16 protein-coding genes are annotated in these 15,462 nt (G+C 72.2%); 9 read left to right on the top strand and 7 right to left on the bottom strand.

The window, feature by feature from the left end; all coding sequences use genetic code 11:
- Positions 1 to 19: 19 nt before the first annotated feature.
- Entirely contained in the window at positions 20 to 1,546 is a 1,527-nt protein-coding gene (locus AB0F77_RS13225; RefSeq protein WP_361946211.1) for a cytochrome P450, read from the top strand.
- Here the strand turns inward: AB0F77_RS13225 and AB0F77_RS13230 are convergent.
- Both AB0F77_RS13230 and AB0F77_RS13235 read right to left on the bottom strand, forming a co-directional pair.
- Positions 1,532 to 2,722: a damage-control phosphatase ARMT1 family protein gene (locus AB0F77_RS13230; RefSeq protein ID WP_361946214.1), complete on the bottom strand. Its 1,191-nt coding sequence runs from the start codon at positions 2,720 to 2,722 to the stop codon at positions 1,532 to 1,534. The genes AB0F77_RS13225 and AB0F77_RS13230 overlap by 15 nt on opposite strands.
- Positions 2,723 to 2,744: 22 nt before the next feature.
- Entirely contained in the window at positions 2,745 to 3,392 is a 648-nt protein-coding gene (locus tag AB0F77_RS13235; RefSeq protein ID WP_361946217.1) for a ScbR family autoregulator-binding transcription factor, read from the bottom strand.
- A gap of 424 nt (positions 3,393 to 3,816) precedes the next feature.
- Between AB0F77_RS13235 and AB0F77_RS13240 the strand changes: the two genes are divergently transcribed.
- On the top strand, positions 3,817 to 4,743 hold the full coding sequence (locus tag AB0F77_RS13240; protein ID WP_361946220.1) for a lytic polysaccharide monooxygenase: 927 nt from the start codon (positions 3,817 to 3,819) through the stop codon (positions 4,741 to 4,743).
- 19 nt (positions 4,744 to 4,762) lie between these two features.
- On the opposite strand, the gene AB0F77_RS13245 is transcribed toward AB0F77_RS13240, so the two are convergent.
- On the bottom strand, positions 4,763 to 5,413 hold the full coding sequence (locus tag AB0F77_RS13245; protein WP_361946223.1) for a Tat pathway signal sequence domain protein: 651 nt from the start codon (positions 5,411 to 5,413) through the stop codon (positions 4,763 to 4,765).
- A gap of 350 nt (positions 5,414 to 5,763) precedes the next feature.
- Between AB0F77_RS13245 and AB0F77_RS13250 the strand changes: the two genes are divergently transcribed.
- Genes AB0F77_RS13250 through AB0F77_RS13260 form a run of 3 tightly spaced genes read left to right on the top strand, consistent with a single transcriptional unit; the run spans position 5,764 to position 7,374 of the window.
- Positions 5,764 to 6,426 (top strand): DUF6230 family protein, encoded by a 663-nt coding sequence (locus tag AB0F77_RS13250; RefSeq protein WP_361946226.1) that lies wholly within the window; start codon positions 5,764 to 5,766, stop codon positions 6,424 to 6,426.
- Positions 6,426 to 6,869 carry a DUF6114 domain-containing protein gene (locus AB0F77_RS13255; protein ID WP_361946229.1) on the top strand — a complete coding sequence of 148 codons (444 nt, stop codon included), beginning with the start codon at positions 6,426 to 6,428 and terminating at the stop codon, positions 6,867 to 6,869. Before AB0F77_RS13250 ends, AB0F77_RS13255 begins: the two co-directional genes overlap by 1 nt.
- Positions 6,870 to 6,918: 49 nt before the next feature.
- Positions 6,919 to 7,374: a TerB family tellurite resistance protein gene (locus tag AB0F77_RS13260; protein WP_361946232.1), complete on the top strand. Its 456-nt coding sequence runs from the start codon at positions 6,919 to 6,921 to the stop codon at positions 7,372 to 7,374.
- A gap of 89 nt (positions 7,375 to 7,463) precedes the next feature.
- On the opposite strand, the gene AB0F77_RS13265 is transcribed toward AB0F77_RS13260, so the two are convergent.
- Entirely contained in the window at positions 7,464 to 8,426 is a 963-nt protein-coding gene (locus AB0F77_RS13265; protein ID WP_361946235.1) for an ABC transporter substrate-binding protein, read from the bottom strand.
- A gap of 314 nt (positions 8,427 to 8,740) precedes the next feature.
- On the opposite strand from AB0F77_RS13265, the gene AB0F77_RS13270 reads away from it, so the two are divergent.
- Genes AB0F77_RS13270 through AB0F77_RS13285 form a run of 4 tightly spaced genes read left to right on the top strand, consistent with a single transcriptional unit; the run spans position 8,741 to position 12,829 of the window.
- A complete protein-coding gene (locus AB0F77_RS13270) occupies positions 8,741 to 11,308 on the top strand; it encodes an ATP-binding protein (protein ID WP_361946238.1) in 2,568 nt (855 codons plus the stop codon).
- Positions 11,305 to 11,781 (top strand): roadblock/LC7 domain-containing protein, encoded by a 477-nt coding sequence (locus tag AB0F77_RS13275; protein ID WP_361946241.1) that lies wholly within the window; start codon positions 11,305 to 11,307, stop codon positions 11,779 to 11,781. Before AB0F77_RS13270 ends, AB0F77_RS13275 begins: the two co-directional genes overlap by 4 nt.
- Before the next feature lie 38 nt (positions 11,782 to 11,819).
- The gene (locus tag AB0F77_RS13280; RefSeq protein ID WP_361946244.1) at positions 11,820 to 12,233 is read left to right on the top strand and encodes a DUF742 domain-containing protein; all 414 of its coding nucleotides are present in this window, start codon (positions 11,820 to 11,822) and stop codon (positions 12,231 to 12,233) included.
- Positions 12,230 to 12,829, top strand: coding sequence for an ATP/GTP-binding protein (locus AB0F77_RS13285; protein WP_361946247.1), 600 nt, complete (start codon positions 12,230 to 12,232; stop codon positions 12,827 to 12,829). Before AB0F77_RS13280 ends, AB0F77_RS13285 begins: the two co-directional genes overlap by 4 nt.
- 3 nt (positions 12,830 to 12,832) lie before the next feature.
- Here AB0F77_RS13285 and AB0F77_RS13290 read toward each other — a convergent pair whose 3' ends face one another.
- The 3 genes from AB0F77_RS13290 to AB0F77_RS13300 are packed head-to-tail and all read right to left on the bottom strand — an operon-like array spanning position 12,833 to position 15,290.
- Positions 12,833 to 13,504, bottom strand: coding sequence for an ABC transporter permease (locus AB0F77_RS13290; RefSeq protein WP_361946250.1), 672 nt, complete (start codon positions 13,502 to 13,504; stop codon positions 12,833 to 12,835).
- Complete coding sequence (locus AB0F77_RS13295) at positions 13,501 to 14,163, bottom strand: ABC transporter permease subunit (RefSeq protein ID WP_361946253.1); 663 nt, start codon at positions 14,161 to 14,163, stop codon at positions 13,501 to 13,503. The genes AB0F77_RS13290 and AB0F77_RS13295 overlap by 4 nt, the downstream gene beginning before the upstream one ends.
- Positions 14,160 to 15,290, bottom strand: a complete 1,131-nt coding sequence (locus AB0F77_RS13300; RefSeq protein WP_361946256.1) for an ABC transporter ATP-binding protein — start codon at positions 15,288 to 15,290, stop codon at positions 14,160 to 14,162. The genes AB0F77_RS13295 and AB0F77_RS13300 overlap by 4 nt, the downstream gene beginning before the upstream one ends.
- Positions 15,291 to 15,462: the final 172 nt, after the last annotated feature.

Below are 15,462 nucleotides of genomic sequence, written 5' to 3' on the forward strand. Positions count from 1 at the left end.
GCGGGCCACGGTGGTGCCCATGTCCTCCGTGCTGCCGCCCGAGGTGGTTCCCGACGTCTTCGATCCGTGCCGGTACGCGGCCGGTGTGCCGTACGACGACTACCGCGTCCTGCGCGACCGCCACCCGGTGGCCCGGCAGGAGGAACCGGGGGCGCCGGGCAGGGCGGCGGGGCCGGGGTTCTGGGCGGTGACCCGGCACGCGGACGTGGTGCGGGTGCTGGCGGACACCGTGACGTACTCCTCGTCCGCGGGCGGGACGCGGATCGGTGACCCGGACCCGGCGGACCTGCCGTTCCTGCGGCGCCTGATGGCCGGTCAGGACCCGCCGGGGCACGGCAGACTGCGGCGGTCGGCGGGCCGCGCGCTCACGCCGGAGCGGGTGGACCGGTTCGCGCGGGCGGTGCGGGAGCGGGCCCGCGCGCTGTGCGCGGGCGCCCTGGTGACGGCGCGCGACGGGGACGGCACGGTGGACGCGGTGACCGCGGTCACCGACGAGTTCGCCCTGCTCAACCTGGCCGACCTCCTGGGCGTCCCCCCGGGCGACCGCCGCTGGCTGCACCGGGTGAGACGCTCGGCGGGCGGCCCGGGCGGAAGCGTGCCGCCCGCGCGGCAGGCCGCGACCGGGCGGGAGACGGCGGGCGGGCCGGACACGGCAGTCACGCGGGAGACCGCGGGCGGGCGGGAGACCGCGGCGGCGCGGGAGACGGCGGTCCGGCCGGACAGAGCGGCCGGGCGGGAGACGACGGCCTGGCGGGAGACAGCCTCCCGGCCGGACACGGCGGTCGCGCGGAAGACCGCGGCCCGGCCCGAGACGGCGGCCGACCGGGAGACGGGAACCGGGCGGCAGGCCGCGGCCGACCGGGAGACGGGAACCGGGCGGGAGGCGGCGGCCTGGCCGGTTGAGCCGTGGTCCGTTGCCGCCCTGGAGGATCTGTGCGCGTACGCGCGTCAGTTGGCCGCCTACAAACGGCGTTACCCCGCGGACGACGTGCTGACCACGCTGGCGTACGACGCCGAACTCACCGGCGCGGAGCTGGAGATGCTCTTCGTCCTGTTCACCGTGGCGGGCTGCGACACGGTGCGCGCCGCGGCCCCAGGCGGACTGCTGGTGCTGGCCGAACACCCCGGGGAATACGGACGGTTGAGCGAGGGGCGGGTGCCGACGGCCGCGGCCGTCGACGAACTGCTGCGGCTGCACCCGCCGGTGCTGACCCGCCGGCGCACCGCGGCCGAGGACACGGAACTCGCCGGGCAACGCATCCGCGCGGGCGACAAGGTCGTCGTCTTCCTCGCCTCGGCCAACCGCGACGAGCGGGTCTTCACCGCTCCCGGGCGGCCCGACCTCGCGCGCACCCCCAATCCGCAGGTGTCCTTCGGCGGCGGCCCGCACGCCTGCCTCGGCGCCCGCTTCGCACGGCTCCAGCTGACGGCGCTCTACACGGAGTGGGCACGGCTGCTGCCCGCTCCGGCGCTCGCCGGCCCGCCCGTGCGGTCCGCGTCGAACGCCGTCAACGGGGTGGAGTCGCTTCCGCTACGGCTGCTCTGACTCCCGTACCTGGATGAGCGCGTGGGTGCCGGCGACACGCCAGCGCTCTCCCTCTGCGGCGGTCAGGGCCGCCTCGGTGGCCGGGGCGAGTCCGGTGACGACGTCGGACTTCAGGGTGCGCAGGGCGGCGACCGGTCCCGGGAAGTACGCGGTGGCGTCCTGGAAGGGGGTGGTCGGCGGCCAGGTCCGGTCGCCCACCAGACGCCGGTAGTTGAGGTCGCCCTTGAAGACGGTCAGGGTCGCGGCGGCGAACTCGGCGCGCAGGTCGTCGGGCATGTCGGCGTAGGGCAGCGGGGCACAGGAGAACGAGTGGGCGCGCACGGTGAGCCGGCCGTCGGCCAGGGCCGCCCACAGCAGCCGCCCGGACGAGGCGGCCGCGCCCGGTGCCCGGACGAGCCGGCGCACGGCGTCGACCACGTCGGCGTTCGTCGCGTCGGAGACGTAGTACGGGTACGTCTTGACGTGCAGCACCGCCCGTCCGACGCGGCCCTCGGCGAGGAGGTGCGCGATCAGCAGCAGGTCGGGGACGAGTTCGCGGCCGGCGTTGTCCGCGACCAGGCAGAGCGTGCCGGTGCCGGACGGCGGGAGCAGGGACCACAGGGTCGCGCTGTCGTCGGCGACCAGCGCGGTGACCGCCGCGCGGGTCTCGGCGTCCGCGTCGGAGAGCCGGAAGCCGAGGTCGGCGCGGTTGCCCCAGAGCGAGCCGTGCAGCAGGGCGCGCGCCCGTTCGTCGGCCGGGCGGTCCTCCAGGGCGTCGAGGGCGGCGAGTTCCTCGTCGGTCTCGGCGGCGTCGAGTTCGGCGAGCTTGGACGGGCGGAAGGGGTCGATGCCCTGCCAGGGTCCGGGCCCGAACCAGCCGACGGCGTCGAGGAGCCGGCGGTAGAAGTAGCTCTCCGCCCACAGCCAGGGCACGTCGAACCAGGAGCGGCCGGTGTACTCGTCCATGCCCCAGTGGCGCCACCGTTCACGGTCGGGCGCGTGGGCGGGCAGGGGTTCGAGGACACCGTGCAGACAGCTCTCGCGCAGCGCGTCGAGCGCGCGGTGCTGTTCGGGGCCGTAGGGAAAGGCGTCCCGCACCTGTCCGATGATCGCGGGGTGCCGTTCGGCCAGCACGCCGTGCGGGAACGAGCCCGGCGCGTCGGCGTGGATCACGGGGGCGGTGGGCGTGTCGGGCATGCGCGTCACCGTACCTCGCGGATCAGACGGTTCTGATCTCCCGCTCCAGCTGGGTGGCGAGCGTCAGATAGCGGGCCCGGCGGGGAACCGGGACCAGGCCGCGGATCGTCAGGTACCACATCTCGGTGATCCGGCGGGGCAGCCGGGAGGCGGGCTCCAGGGACCGGCCGGCTATGCGGGTGCCGACGAAGAAGCAGACCAGGGAGTGGGCGGCGGCCTCGACGTCGGTGTCCGGGTGCACGTCCGACTCCTTGACGGCGCCCAGGAGTCGGCGGGTGGCGAGCTCCAGCCACTCGGTGAACGGGTGGCGCAGGGGCGGCCGTACGACGACGTCGGCGGTGGCCAGGCGGAGGCCGGCGCGGGGGATGGGGCCCTCGACGGCGAGCCGGGCGATCCCGAACGTGGTGCGCATCAGCGCTTCCAGGGAGGAGCAGCCGCGGCTGTCCACGTCGCTCACCAACTGCCGTGCGGCGTGGGCCTGGAGTTCCATGATGGCGTGGGCCAGGTCCTCCTTGGCCGCGAAGTGGAAGTAGAGGGCGCCCTTGGTGACCCGGGCGTGTTCGACGATCTCGCTCAGGCTGGTGGATTCGTAGCCCTGCCGGTCGATCAGGTCGGCGGCGGCGGTGATGATCGTTGCTCTGGTCTGCTCGGCGCGTAACTGCCTCGCCATCGACTGGACACTCCTTGCGGCCGGAAACGAACGGGACGTGCCGTTTGTTTTTTACCCCCTGCACACGATAGCTCACCCTGCGGCAGCATGGCTGCGGTGTGCGGAGCTGATGACCGCCGAGTGACCCTCGCGTGCCGACGGCCGTGATCGCTCCCGGAATTCGGTAAGCGGACGATGTCGATCCACGGCTCTCCCTCGGCTCTCTTCCTCATCCGGAGGCACCGGCGCTCCACCCCGTCGCCGCACCGGTGATCGCCACCCTACGAGCCGTGCGGTCCGTTCTCAATGGGACCTCGGCAGGTCGGCAAACGGACGGGCCGGTCGGTGCATCGTGCATCCACCGGCGGGCAGTTGAACACGACGGGCCCGCCTCGCGTACTGCACGGCGCACACCCGTACCGCGCCGGCCGAGGAGACGTCCCGGATGACTCGGATCACCACCCGCCCCAGGGCCCTGGGGGCCGCCGTCGCGGCCGCCGCCCTGCTGTCCCTCTGGACGGCGGGACCCGCCCTGGCGCACGGCGCCCCCACCGATCCGGTGAGCCGGGTCTACGCCTGCTCCCCCGACGGCGGCAGCGCGGCGACCGCCGCCTGCCGGGCGGCGATCGCGGCGAACGGCGGGCCCTTCACGGCCTGGGACAACCTGCGGGTGGCGGGCGTCGGCGGCCGGGACCGGCAGACGATCCCGGACGGCCGGCTGTGCAGCGGGGGCCTGCCCGCGTACAAGGGGATCGATCTCGCCCGCACGGACTGGCCCACGACCCGGCTGACCCCGGGCGGCCGGATGACGCTGACCTACGCCTCGACGATCGCGCACACCGGCACCTTCAAGCTGTACATGACCAAGCAGGGTTACGACCCCACCAAGCCGCTCACCTGGTCCGACCTGCCCGAGCGGCCGTTCGCCACGGCCACCGACCCGGCGCTCACCGGCGGGGCGTACCACATCGGCGCGACGCTGCCGGCGGACCGGACCGGGCACCACGTCCTCTACACGATCTGGCAGAACACCAGCACGCCCGACACCTACTACTCGTGCTCCGACGTGGTCTTCCCGGCCACGAAGTCCTCCGCCCCGCGCGAGGAGCCGGCGAAGCCGTCCACCACACCGTCCCGCACACCGAGCCCGACCGCCCCGACCGCGACCGCGTCGAAGGGCGCGGCGGCGGCCGTCACCGCGCCCTCGTCCGCCGCGCCGCGCGCCGCGGCCACCGGCGCCGATCCGGCGCCGGTGGCCGCCGACACGAACGCCGGGTCGGGCCCGTCCGCGCCGCTGCTCGCGGGCGGCGCCGCCGCGGTGCTGGTGCTCACCGGGGGCGCCGCCCTCGCCCTGCGGCTGCGCGGACGCTGAACGCGGGGGCGTGCAAACCTCAGTTGACGTGCACCGGAGCGCCGTCCGCGCCGGTGACGGGGGCGTACCTGGCCGAGAACCAGGCGCTGGAGAAGCACAGCGAGGAGCCCGAGCTCTTGGTGAACTGCTGGCCGGTGAAGACGATGCCGCTGTCGGCGCCGTCGACCCGGCCGGTCAGCCCCGGGGCCCGGTAGACACAGGTCACGGTGCCGAGGAGGGTGCGGAGTCGGACGGTGCTCTGCACGGTCGTGGCCCCGCCGCCCGGGGTGATGGCGACCGTGCCGTCGGAGCTCACGGTCGTGGTGTACGGCAGGTTGTCGAGCGCGATGGAGTTGACGCCGAGGACACCCGTGACGTTGCTGGTGCAGCCGCCGAACGTCTGGCGGTCGAGCGTCTCGGTGGCCGAGCCGGGCGCGGTGGGGTTGTCCGTGACGGTGGTGCCGAACGCCGAGGTCGTGCACGTCACGCCGCTGGTGCCGGTCGCGCTGGAGAAGAAGGTGGCGTTGGTTCCGGGGGCCAGCTGGGCGGTGAGGGCGTCGCCGGCCGCCACCGGGGTGCCGGCGTCGCCGGTGGTGAGCACGGGGATGTCGGCCGCGGCGGCGGGCAGGGCCGCCGTGAGCGAGAGGGCGGCGGCCAGGACGGCGAGGGCGAGCGGGGAGCGCGTACGCATGCGGGTGCCTTCTTTCTCAGTGGGGTGAGGTGGGGCAGCCGGGAGCGGTGCGAGGAGTGTTGTAGACCTGAATCGTCGTCAAGGTCAAGGCAGATCAAGGGAGTTGGAGGTCAGAGCACATCCGGCACACATGTCTCACCTCTTTTTCACATGTCTCTTGACCCCTTGGTGTAACCCCCGGTAACTTCCGAAGTGGCCACTGCCGCGCCATCCGCGCGAAAGCCCTTGCGCCCGCCGGGAGCGCGAGAGGACGTGCGCGGCGGTCGCCGCACACGGCGGTCGCGGTCCCCGCCAGGACGGCGCGCCGCCGGCACCAGCCCCGCAGTGAATCCTGCCCCCTGGGAGCACACATGGCCTCCTCCGCCGAGCATCACACCGCGACACCGGAAAGCGCTTCCGGGGACACACCGCCGGACGCCGGACGCCTCGGCCGGGTCCGAGCACGCCGCGCGGCCGTGCTGGCCGTCCCGGCCGTGCTCGCCGTCGCCGCGCTCGCGGTCCTCACCGCCCAGGGCGCGCTGGGCGTCCAGTTCGCCATCTCCGGCATGCCGTTCACGGTCACCGCGACCGAGCTCGACGGCACCGGGTTCGAGCAGTTCGGCGGCCTCGACACCATGGCGGAGGGCAGCCCCAACGCCGGGGACACCGGCGGACAGGTACTGGTGGTGACCTCCGCGATCAGGAACGCCACCCTGACGAAGCTGTGCCAGAGCGTCGACCTCGGCGGGACGAACCTGCTCATCACCGCCGGGGGCGGCGGCAAGAAAGTGGAGGCCACCGATCTCACCACCGACTCCACGGAGCTGACGGGCGACGCCACCTTCGACGGCATCGAGATCGGCAACGACGCCAGCACCCTGACCAAGGCCGGGGTGAAGGGCCCGATCGGCGTGTTCAGCCAGCAGGCCGACACCGTGCACATCGCCGACCTGCGGCAGACCAACTACGCGACCACGGCAGGCGTGTTCAAGCTGCCCGGCCTGGGACTCCGCTTCAGCGGTTCGGGCTGCTGATGCCCGGCCCCTCCCCGGCCGGCCTCCGGGCCGGCTTCCGGCGCTGGCGGGGCCGCCGTCCGTTCTGGGGCGGACTGCTGCTCACCCTGGGCGGGGCGGAGATCCTGCTCACCGAGAAGGCGTCGCTCGAGGTCGTCATGCACATCGGCATGCAGGGTCTCGCGGGCTATCTGCTGCCCGCGGTGATGGTCCTGTGCGGTGTGCTCATCCTCGTCAACCCGGCCCAGCGCCTCTTCTACTCCGTGCTCGGCGTCCTGGTGACCCTGGGCACCTGGGTGACCTCCAACCTCGGCGGCTTCTTCCTCGGGCTGCTCCTCGGCCTGACCGGCGGCTGCCTCGCCTTCGGCTGGCTGCCGGACCAGGAACCCCGGACCGGCCGCCGCGCCCGGCGCGCCCCGGTCCCGGACGGTGCGGAACAGCGGAACTTATCGGCCCCGCCATGAGTTTCTACGTTGTTGTAGAAGCAATCCTCTGTGCACACAAGGAGTTCGCATGGCCCTGTGGGACCGCATCAAGGAGTCCGCGTCGACGATGCAGACCCAGCTCGTGGCGAAGAAGAACGACCTCAAGAGCGGTGCCTTCCGCGACGCGAGCATGGCGATGTGCGCGCTCGTCGCCGCCGCCGACGGGACCATCGACCCGGCCGAGCGGCAGCGCGTGGCGCAGCTCATCGCCACCAACGAGGTGCTCCAGAACTTCCCGGCGGACGATCTGCGCCGGCGTTTCGAGGAGAACCTGAACAAGCTGACCACCGACTTCGACTTCGGCAAGGTGAGCGTGCTCCAGGAGATCGCCAAGGCGAAGAAGAAGCCGGCCGAGGCGCGTGCGGTGATCCAGATCGGCATCGTCATCGGCGGCGCCGACGGCGACTTCGACAAGACGGAGCAGGCCGTGGTGCGCGAGGCGTGCTTCACGCTGGACCTGCCGCCGCACGAGTTCGACCTCTGATCCCGGCCCACCCCGCCGACACACGAGGGTGCCCCCGGAGACCTCCCGGGGGCACCCTCGTCGTTCCCGCCCCGCGGCGGGCGCCCGGCTCAGCCGAGGCCGGCGGTCTTCAGCCACGCCTTGGCGACGTCCAGCGGGTCCTTGTTCTGCGACTGCACCTGGGTGTCCAGGTCGAGCAGGGCCGGCGTGTCGAGCTTGGCCGACACCGCGTTGAGCGCGTCGACACCCTCCTTGGAGAGCCCGCTCTTGTAGACGAGCGGCTGCACGTTCGCGAAGCCGAAGAGGTTCTCCGTGTCCTGGAGGACGACGAACTTCTCCTGGGAGATGGTCGGGTCCGTGGTGAAGATGTCCGCGGCCTGCACGGTGTTCTTCTTCAGCGCCGCCTGGGTGAGCGGGCCGCCCGCGTCGAGCGCCTTGAAGGACTTGAACTCCACGCCGTACACGTCCTTGAGGCCGACCAGGCCCTGCTGACGCGTCTGGAACTCCGGCGAGCCGCCGATGACGAGGTCCTTGGCGATGTCCTTGAGGTCCGCGATGGAGGACTTGTCGGTCAGGTTGTACTTCTTCGCGGTGGCCGCGTTGAGGGTGACCGAGTCCTTGTCCTGGGCGGGCGCCGGGTCCAGCAGCGTCAGCTTGGAGTCGAGCTTGGCCTCGATGGCCGCCGTGGTCGCCTCGGCGGTCTTCGGGGTGGCCTTCGGGTCGAGGTAGGCGAGCAGCGCGCCGTTGTACTCGGGCAGCACCGAGATGGTGCCGTTCTTGAGCAGACCGTAGGTCGTCTCGCGGCTGCCGATGTTCGGCTTGTAGGAGACCTTGATCCCCTTGGCCTTGAGGGCCTCGCCGTAGATGTCGGCGACGAGGATGCTCTCGGCGAAGTTGTTGGAGCCGACGACGACCGTGTCGCCGCTCGCCTTGTCACCGGCGAGCGGGTCGGACTTGTTGTTGTCGGAGGCGGAGGAACAGCCCGCCAGCAGCGCCGTCGCCGCAGCGAGCGCAACGGCCGTCGCGCCTCGGGTTCTCCGGATTGACCTGCTGGTGTGGGTGTTGGAAGTCACGGTTCCCGTTCCGGGCTCAGGGTTGAGTGAGGACTTTGCGCAACGTTGCGAACAGTTCTTCACTGATCCAATCCAGCCGGTTACAGGCCAGTCAAGTGGAATCCGGTCACCGATTGGCTTCGATCGGAGCCGAGTTGTGTACCCGGCGCGGAGCGTTTGTAACGGATTCTTGATGAAAGCGGAGCCGAGCACGGGTTCGAAGAGGCTGTACTCTCACCGACGTTGACATCCGTCACAGCGGTGCACGGGGCCCGCTTCGGTGTCGCCACGCATCAGCAGCTTCGGGTGGAGACACCCCCATGAAGGAGGCACTGGTGTCCACGAACCAGGTGGACGCGCCCACCCGGACCGTCCCGCCGACGGGGGACGGCATACGGGGGTTCGCCGACCGCTGGCCCTTCCGGCGCAAACTCAACCTGCTCGTCGGCGTCCCGCTCACCGTGGTCGCCGTACTGCTGGCCTATCTCATCACCGATCTGCTCGGGCAGGCGAACAGCGCGCGCGACGCCGCCCAGCTCGTGCGTGACAGCGCCCAGGTCGCCCGGCTCGTGGACCGGGTGGAGGCCGAGCACCAGCAGGCCATCCTGCTCTCCGCGCGCTACGAGGCGGGCGACAGCACGCCCTCCCCGACCGACTACCGCAAGGCGCAGGAGGCGGTCGACGCCCAGGTCCGCACGGTGCGCGACACCTTCGGGGACCGGCTGCCGGAGACCGCCGGGCAGGCGCTGCGCGAGGTCGAGGGCCTGTCCAGCCTGCGCGACTCGGTCGAGCAGGCGTACCTCCCGGCCGACAACATCGACCCGGCGTACGCGAACACCGCCAACGAGCTGATCGACGGGCTCGGGCTCGACCGCAACTCGACGCTCGCGTCCACCTTCACCGGTAACCTGCTCGACTCGCTGCTGCGCGCGGACGCCGCCCACGGCGCCTTCGAGACCAGCGTCTTCTCGGCGACCACCGGGGACACCAACGCGCTGATCGAGTTCACCAACGCGGTCGGCTCGTACGACCTGTTCACCCACCAGTCCAACCGCTTCGGCCGGTTCGCCTCGGAGCAGCAGGCGGAGCAGCTGGCCGGGATCGAGCACACGCCGGCGCAGCGCACCATCGCCGAGTCGTACGCCGAGATGCAGATCGACACCGGCAGCCTGGAGGCGGGCAGCCAGTCGGAGATCCGCACGGCGGTCAGGAACGCCCTGACCCAGTACCCGGCCTACCCCGAACAGGCCGCCGCCCGCCTGAAGATCACGACCTCGCTGATCGGGCAGATCGCCGACCGGGCCGACAGCGCCTCCACCTCGGCGACCTGGCGCGCGGCGCTGCTGCTGAGCGGCGCGCTGCTCGGCTTCGCCCTGTGGATGGCGTTCGTGGTGCTGGTCCGCCGCTCGGTGATCCGCCCCGTGCAGGCGCTCACGGGCGTCGCGTACGAGGTCGCCGACGTCGCGGGCCGGGAGCTCGCCCGGGTGGCCGACGACGACGCCGAGGACGACGGCCCGCCCCGGCTGCGGGACGTGCCGGTCACCGCCCGCGACGAGATCGGCGACCTGGCCGACGCCTTCAACCAGGTGCAGACGACCGCGGCGGCGCTCCTGGAACGCCAGGTGCTCAGCCGGCGCAACACCGCGGAGATGTTCGGCAACGTCGGACGCCGCGTCAGCAACCTGACGACCCGTCAGCTCGCGCTGATCGACGCGGTGGAGCGCGGCGAGACGGACCCGGCGCTGCTGGAGCGTCTGTACTCCATCGACCACATCGCCGTGCGCCTGCGCCGCAACGCCGACAGCCTGATGCTGCTGGCCGGCATCCGCGAGACGGTGCTCGACTCGGGTCCGACGGCGCTCACCAACGTCGTACGGGCCGGGCTCGGCCAGATCGAGGGCTATCAGCGGGTACGGCTGTACGCCGCGTCCGAGACGATGGTCGAGCCGGACATCATCGGCGACCTGACCCTGATGGTGGCCGAACTCCTGGAGAACGCGGTGTCGTTCTCGCCGGAGGGCAGCCCCGTCGAGGTGACCGTGCGCACCAGCGCCGACGGTGCCCATGTGGTGATCACCGACCACGGCCTCGGGATGAGCGCGGAGCGCCTGGCCGAGGAGAACGCCCGGCTGATCCGCCGTGAGCGCCTCGACCTGATGCCGACCAAGGTGCTGGGCCTGTTCGTGGTGGGCACCCTGGCCCGCCGCTGGGACATCGGGGTCGAGCTGACCCGGACGCCCGGCGGCGGTGTGACGGCCGAGGTGTCCCTGCCGAGCACCCTGCTGCTGGAGATGAGCCCGGTGGGCGCCTCCGCCCCGGTCGCGGCCACCGCGGCCCGCGTCCCGGAGGGCGACTCGGGCCCGAGGCCGGCGTCCGCCCCGAGTTGGGCGAGCGACCCCGGGACGGACACCGGCCCGCTCCCCCGCAGGAGGCCGCGCCACGACGCCGACGACGAACGGGCGGCGGCCGCGGGCCGGCCGTCGGAGGACGCACCGGCGCCCAAGGGTGGCCCGGTCTCCCCCGCCGATCCGACGGCGCTTACCATGACCGGCGATGCCTCGGTGAAGGCCGGGGAGGATGTCGCGTTCATCCCCCGGGCCCGCACCGGGACTCCCCCGCCCGTCGCCAGTGACGCCGACGGCACCTCCCGCCCGCTTCGTCGCCGGGTCCGCGGGGCCACGCTCCGGACGACCTCCGGCGCCCAGCAGGTCGTACCCCAGGCGGTACGGCCGAAGGACGCCGAGGCCGAACGGGACGCGCTGGACGAGTTCGAGGCGGCCGTGGAGCGCGCGCGCCGCGACAGCGAAGGCGACACCGGAAGCTACGCGCGCCCCGAGACCGGTTCGGCGCCCACGCACCGACCGCACGACGAGAACCACCATCCGGAAGGAGCCGAGCAGTGAGCACGTCGACAGGTGACACCCCGACGGGCGGCACCGCGCCGACCGACCTGCAGGCCGCCGCGGCCGACTTCACCTGGCTGCTGAACCGCTTCGCCACCGAGACCGCGGGCGTCGTCGACGCCATCGCCGTGTCGTCCGACGGGCTGCTCATCGCCGTGTCGGAGCTGCGCGAACGCGCCCACTCCGAGCGGCTGGCCGCCATCGTCTCCGGCATCACCAGCCTGGCCGCGGGAGCCTCCGGCAACTACGGTCTGGGCAGCCTCAACAAGGTCATCATCGACCTGGAGGGCGGTCATGTCATCGTCTCCGCCATCGGCAGCGGCGCCGTCCTCGGCGTCGTCGCCGACAAGGAGGCCAAGCTGGGCAACATCGCCTACGAGATGACGGTGTTCGCCAACCGTGCGGGCGCCGCCCTCAGCCCCCAGCTCGTCCTCGAACTGAAGAACAACGTCGGCGTCCCGGCGCCGCGCTGACCTTCGCCACCCGGCCGAGAGAGGAGACGAAGGAACCCATGGCGGACGGCACACCGCCCCCGGGCCCCGATCCGGACCCGGTCGGCCCCGCCCCCGCCGTGCGGCCCTTCCTGGTCACCGCCGGCCGGGTGGCGGACACCGCGTCGGGCCGGACGATGCCCGTCGAGACCCAGGTGGTGGCCACCGCCACCGGGCTCGACGCGCTCGACGGGCTCTCCTTCGAGCAGCACGACATCGTCGCCGGCTGCCGGCTCCCGCAGTCGCTCGCGGAGCTCGCGGCCCGGCTGCGGCTGCATCTCAACGTGGTCCGCGTCCTGGCCGAGGACCTGCGAGCCGCCGGGCACCTGACGGTGTACGTACCGGACTTCGAGGCCACTCATGACGCATCCGTCCTGCGCAGGGTTATCGATGGCCTGAGGGCCATCCCCGACTCCCGAGGGGTACTTCCGTGACACCGACCCAGCCTCTGCTCCGCGGCGCGGCCGAGCACACCGCCGTACGGCCGCCGCTGCCGGTGAAGATGGTGGTCGCGGGCGGCTTCGGCGTGGGCAAGACCACCGCCGTCGGCTCGATCTCCGAGATCGAGCCGCTGACCACCGAGGCCGCCATCACCGAGGTCGCCGCGGGGGTGGACGACCTCACGCACACGCCGCGCAAGACCACCACCACGGTGGCCATGGACTTCGGCTGCATCACCATCGACCCGACGCTGAAGCTCTATCTGTTCGGCACGCCCGGACAGGAGCGGTTCGGGTTCATGTGGGACGACATCGTGGAGGGCGCGGTCGGCGGGCTCGTCATCGTCGACACCCGCCGGCTCGACGACTGCTACGCGGCCGTCGACTACTTCGAGCACAAGGGCATCCCGTTCGCGGTGGCCATCAACGCCTTCGACGGACAGGTCGAGCACTCCGTGGACGAGGTCCGCTGGGCGCTCGACGTGACCGAGGGCGTGCCGCTGGTGGTGTTCGACGCCCGGGAGCGGGGCTCGGTGCGGGACGCGCTGCTCGTCGTACTGGAGCTGGCGCTGGCCCGCACCGAGGGCTGAACGTCAGCCGTTGCCGCGTCGCACTCCCGGCGACACCGTCCAGCGGCCCACCGCCCAGAACAGCGCGAGAGTGGTCAGCGCGAGCCCCGCGACCAGCGTGGCCCCGCCGACCACTTTCTCGTAGTTGTGCTGGTAGAGGCCGTCGATGATGTACCGGCCGAGCCCGCCGAGGCCGATGTACGCGGCGATGGTGGCCGTGGAGACGATCTGGATGGCCGCCGAGCGCAGCCCGCTGAGGATCAGCGGGAGCGCGACGGGCAGTTCGACCTGGAACAGCACCCGCGACTCGGGCAGCCCCATGCCGCGCGCCGCGTCCACCGGGGACGGGTCGACGGAGCGGATCGCCTCGTAGGTGGTGACGAGGATCGGCGGGACGGCGAGCACGACCAGCGGGACCATCACGGTCACCATGCCGAAGCCGATCAGGATGACCATCAGCACCAGCAGGCCGAAGGTGGGCAGGGCCCGGCCGGCGGTGGCGATCAGGGCGAGGACGTTGCCGCCGCGCCCGTAGTGGCCGGTGAGCACGCCGATGGGCAGCCCGATGGCGGCGGCGAGGGCGAGCGCCTCCAGCGAGTAGCCGATGTGCTCCAGGAAGCGGGTGGGGATGCCGTCGTAGCCGTGCCAGTGGGCGCCGTCGCTGAAGAAGGCGTGGACGAAGTTCAGTACGTTCACCGGGCGGCGGCCTTCCTCGGCATCCACGGGGTCAGGGCGAGGCGCAGCAGGACCAGGGCCACGTCGGCGAGGATCGCGAGCAGCGCGGTCGTCACCACGGAGTTCACGGCCAGCTCGGGCCGGTGGTAGATGTTCGCGTCGTTGAGCAGGTTGCCCAGCGCGCCCTGGTTGCCGATCAGCATGCCGACGCTCACAAGTGAGATGCTCGACACGGTGGCGACCCGCAGACCGGCGATGATCGCGGGTACGGCGATCGGCAACTGCACCTGGAAGTAGCGGCGTACGGGTCCGAGGCCCATGGCGGTGGCGGCGGCCAGGGTCTCCGGCGGCACCGACCGCACACCGTCCACGATGGCCGGGACGAGCACCACCAGGCTGTAGACGGCCAGCGGGATCATCACGGTGGTCTCGCTCTGGCCGGTGTAGTCGATGAGGACCACGAAGAAGGCCAGCGAGGGGATCGCGTACAGGATGGTGGTCACGCCGAGCACCGGCGGGTACAGCCAGCGGAACCGCACGCACATCTGGGCCACGGGCAGCGAGACGACCAGGCCGACGAGGACCGGGATCAGCGCCTCCCTCAGGTGCAGCCCGATCAGGCCGGGATAGCTGTGCTGGAGGTCGCTCGGGATGTCGAAGAAGCCGCTCGCCTGCATCATCGCGCGGCCTTCGTGCCGTCGGCGCTCCCGGCGTGCGCGTGCCGGATCGCCTCGGCGACGACCGCCTGCGACACGACGCCGACGACCCGCCCGGTGCCGTCCACCCCGACGGCCCAGCCGGTCGGCGACAGCACGGCGCCGTCGAGCGCGGCCCGCAGCGAGTCCGTGCCGTGCACGAACGGCCGCCCGAACGGCAGGAGTCGCGTGGTGTCGATCGCGCCCGCGGTGAGGTCGCCGGGCGCGCTCCAGCCGAGCGGCCTGCCGTCGAGGTCGGTGACCAGCAGATGCGGTACGTCGGCGGAGGCGCGCGCCTTGAGCTGGTCGGCGGAGGCGTCGACGGCCACGACCGGCGCGGTCTGGAGTTCCAGTCCGGCGGACGGGAAGAAGGACAGCCTGCGGATGCCGCGGTCGGCGCCGAGGAAGTCCTCGACGAACTCGTCGGCGGGGGCGGTGAGCAGTTCGGCGGGCGGCGCGAACTGGGCGAGCCTGCCGCCGGTGCGCATCACGGCGACCATCGTGCCGAGCTTGATGGCCTCGTCGATGTCGTGCGTGACGAAGACGATGGTCTTGCCCAGCTCCTCCTGGATGCGCAGGAGTTCGTCCTGGAGGCCCTTGCGGACGACCGGGTCGACCGCGGAGAACGGCTCGTCCATGAGCAGCACCGGCGGGTCGGCGGCGAGTGCCCGTGCGACACCGACGCGCTGCTGCTGGCCGCCGGAGAGCTGGTACGGGTAGCGCTTGGCGAGCGAGGAGTCGAGGCCCACGCGCTGCATCAGCTCGGCGGCGCGGGCGCGGGCGCGCTCCTTGCTCCAGCCGAGCAGCCGGGGCACCGTCGCGATGTTGTCGACGATCGTGCGGTGCTGGAAGAGACCGGCGTTCTGGATGACGTACCCCATGGAGCGGCGCAGGGTGTTGACGGGCTGCGCCTGGACGTCCACGCCGTCCAGCAGGATGGCGCCCTCGCTGGGCTCCACCATGCGGTTGATCATCCGGAGGGTGGTCGTCTTGCCACAGCCGGAGGGGCCGACGAGGACGGTGATGGAGCGGTCCGGTATCTCCAGCGACAGCCGGTCGACCGCCACCGTGCCGTCCGGGTACCGCTTGGTGACTGAATCTATCCGTATCAAAACGCCGAATACCCTTCGGGTGCGGCAGGTGACTGCCTGGTTTCGGCCACGGTCGTCGTTGCGCAGGCCGTTGCGGGGAGAGTCTAGACCTCAAGTGTTGCAGTACTTTGGCGGGCCGCCGACGCCGACCTGGTCACGACGGCCGCCCGGCACGAGGGCCGGGAAGCAGCCA

This window comes from Streptomyces sp. NPDC026672 (genome assembly GCF_040638185.1).
Taxonomy (GTDB): domain Bacteria; phylum Actinomycetota; class Actinomycetes; order Streptomycetales; family Streptomycetaceae; genus Streptomyces.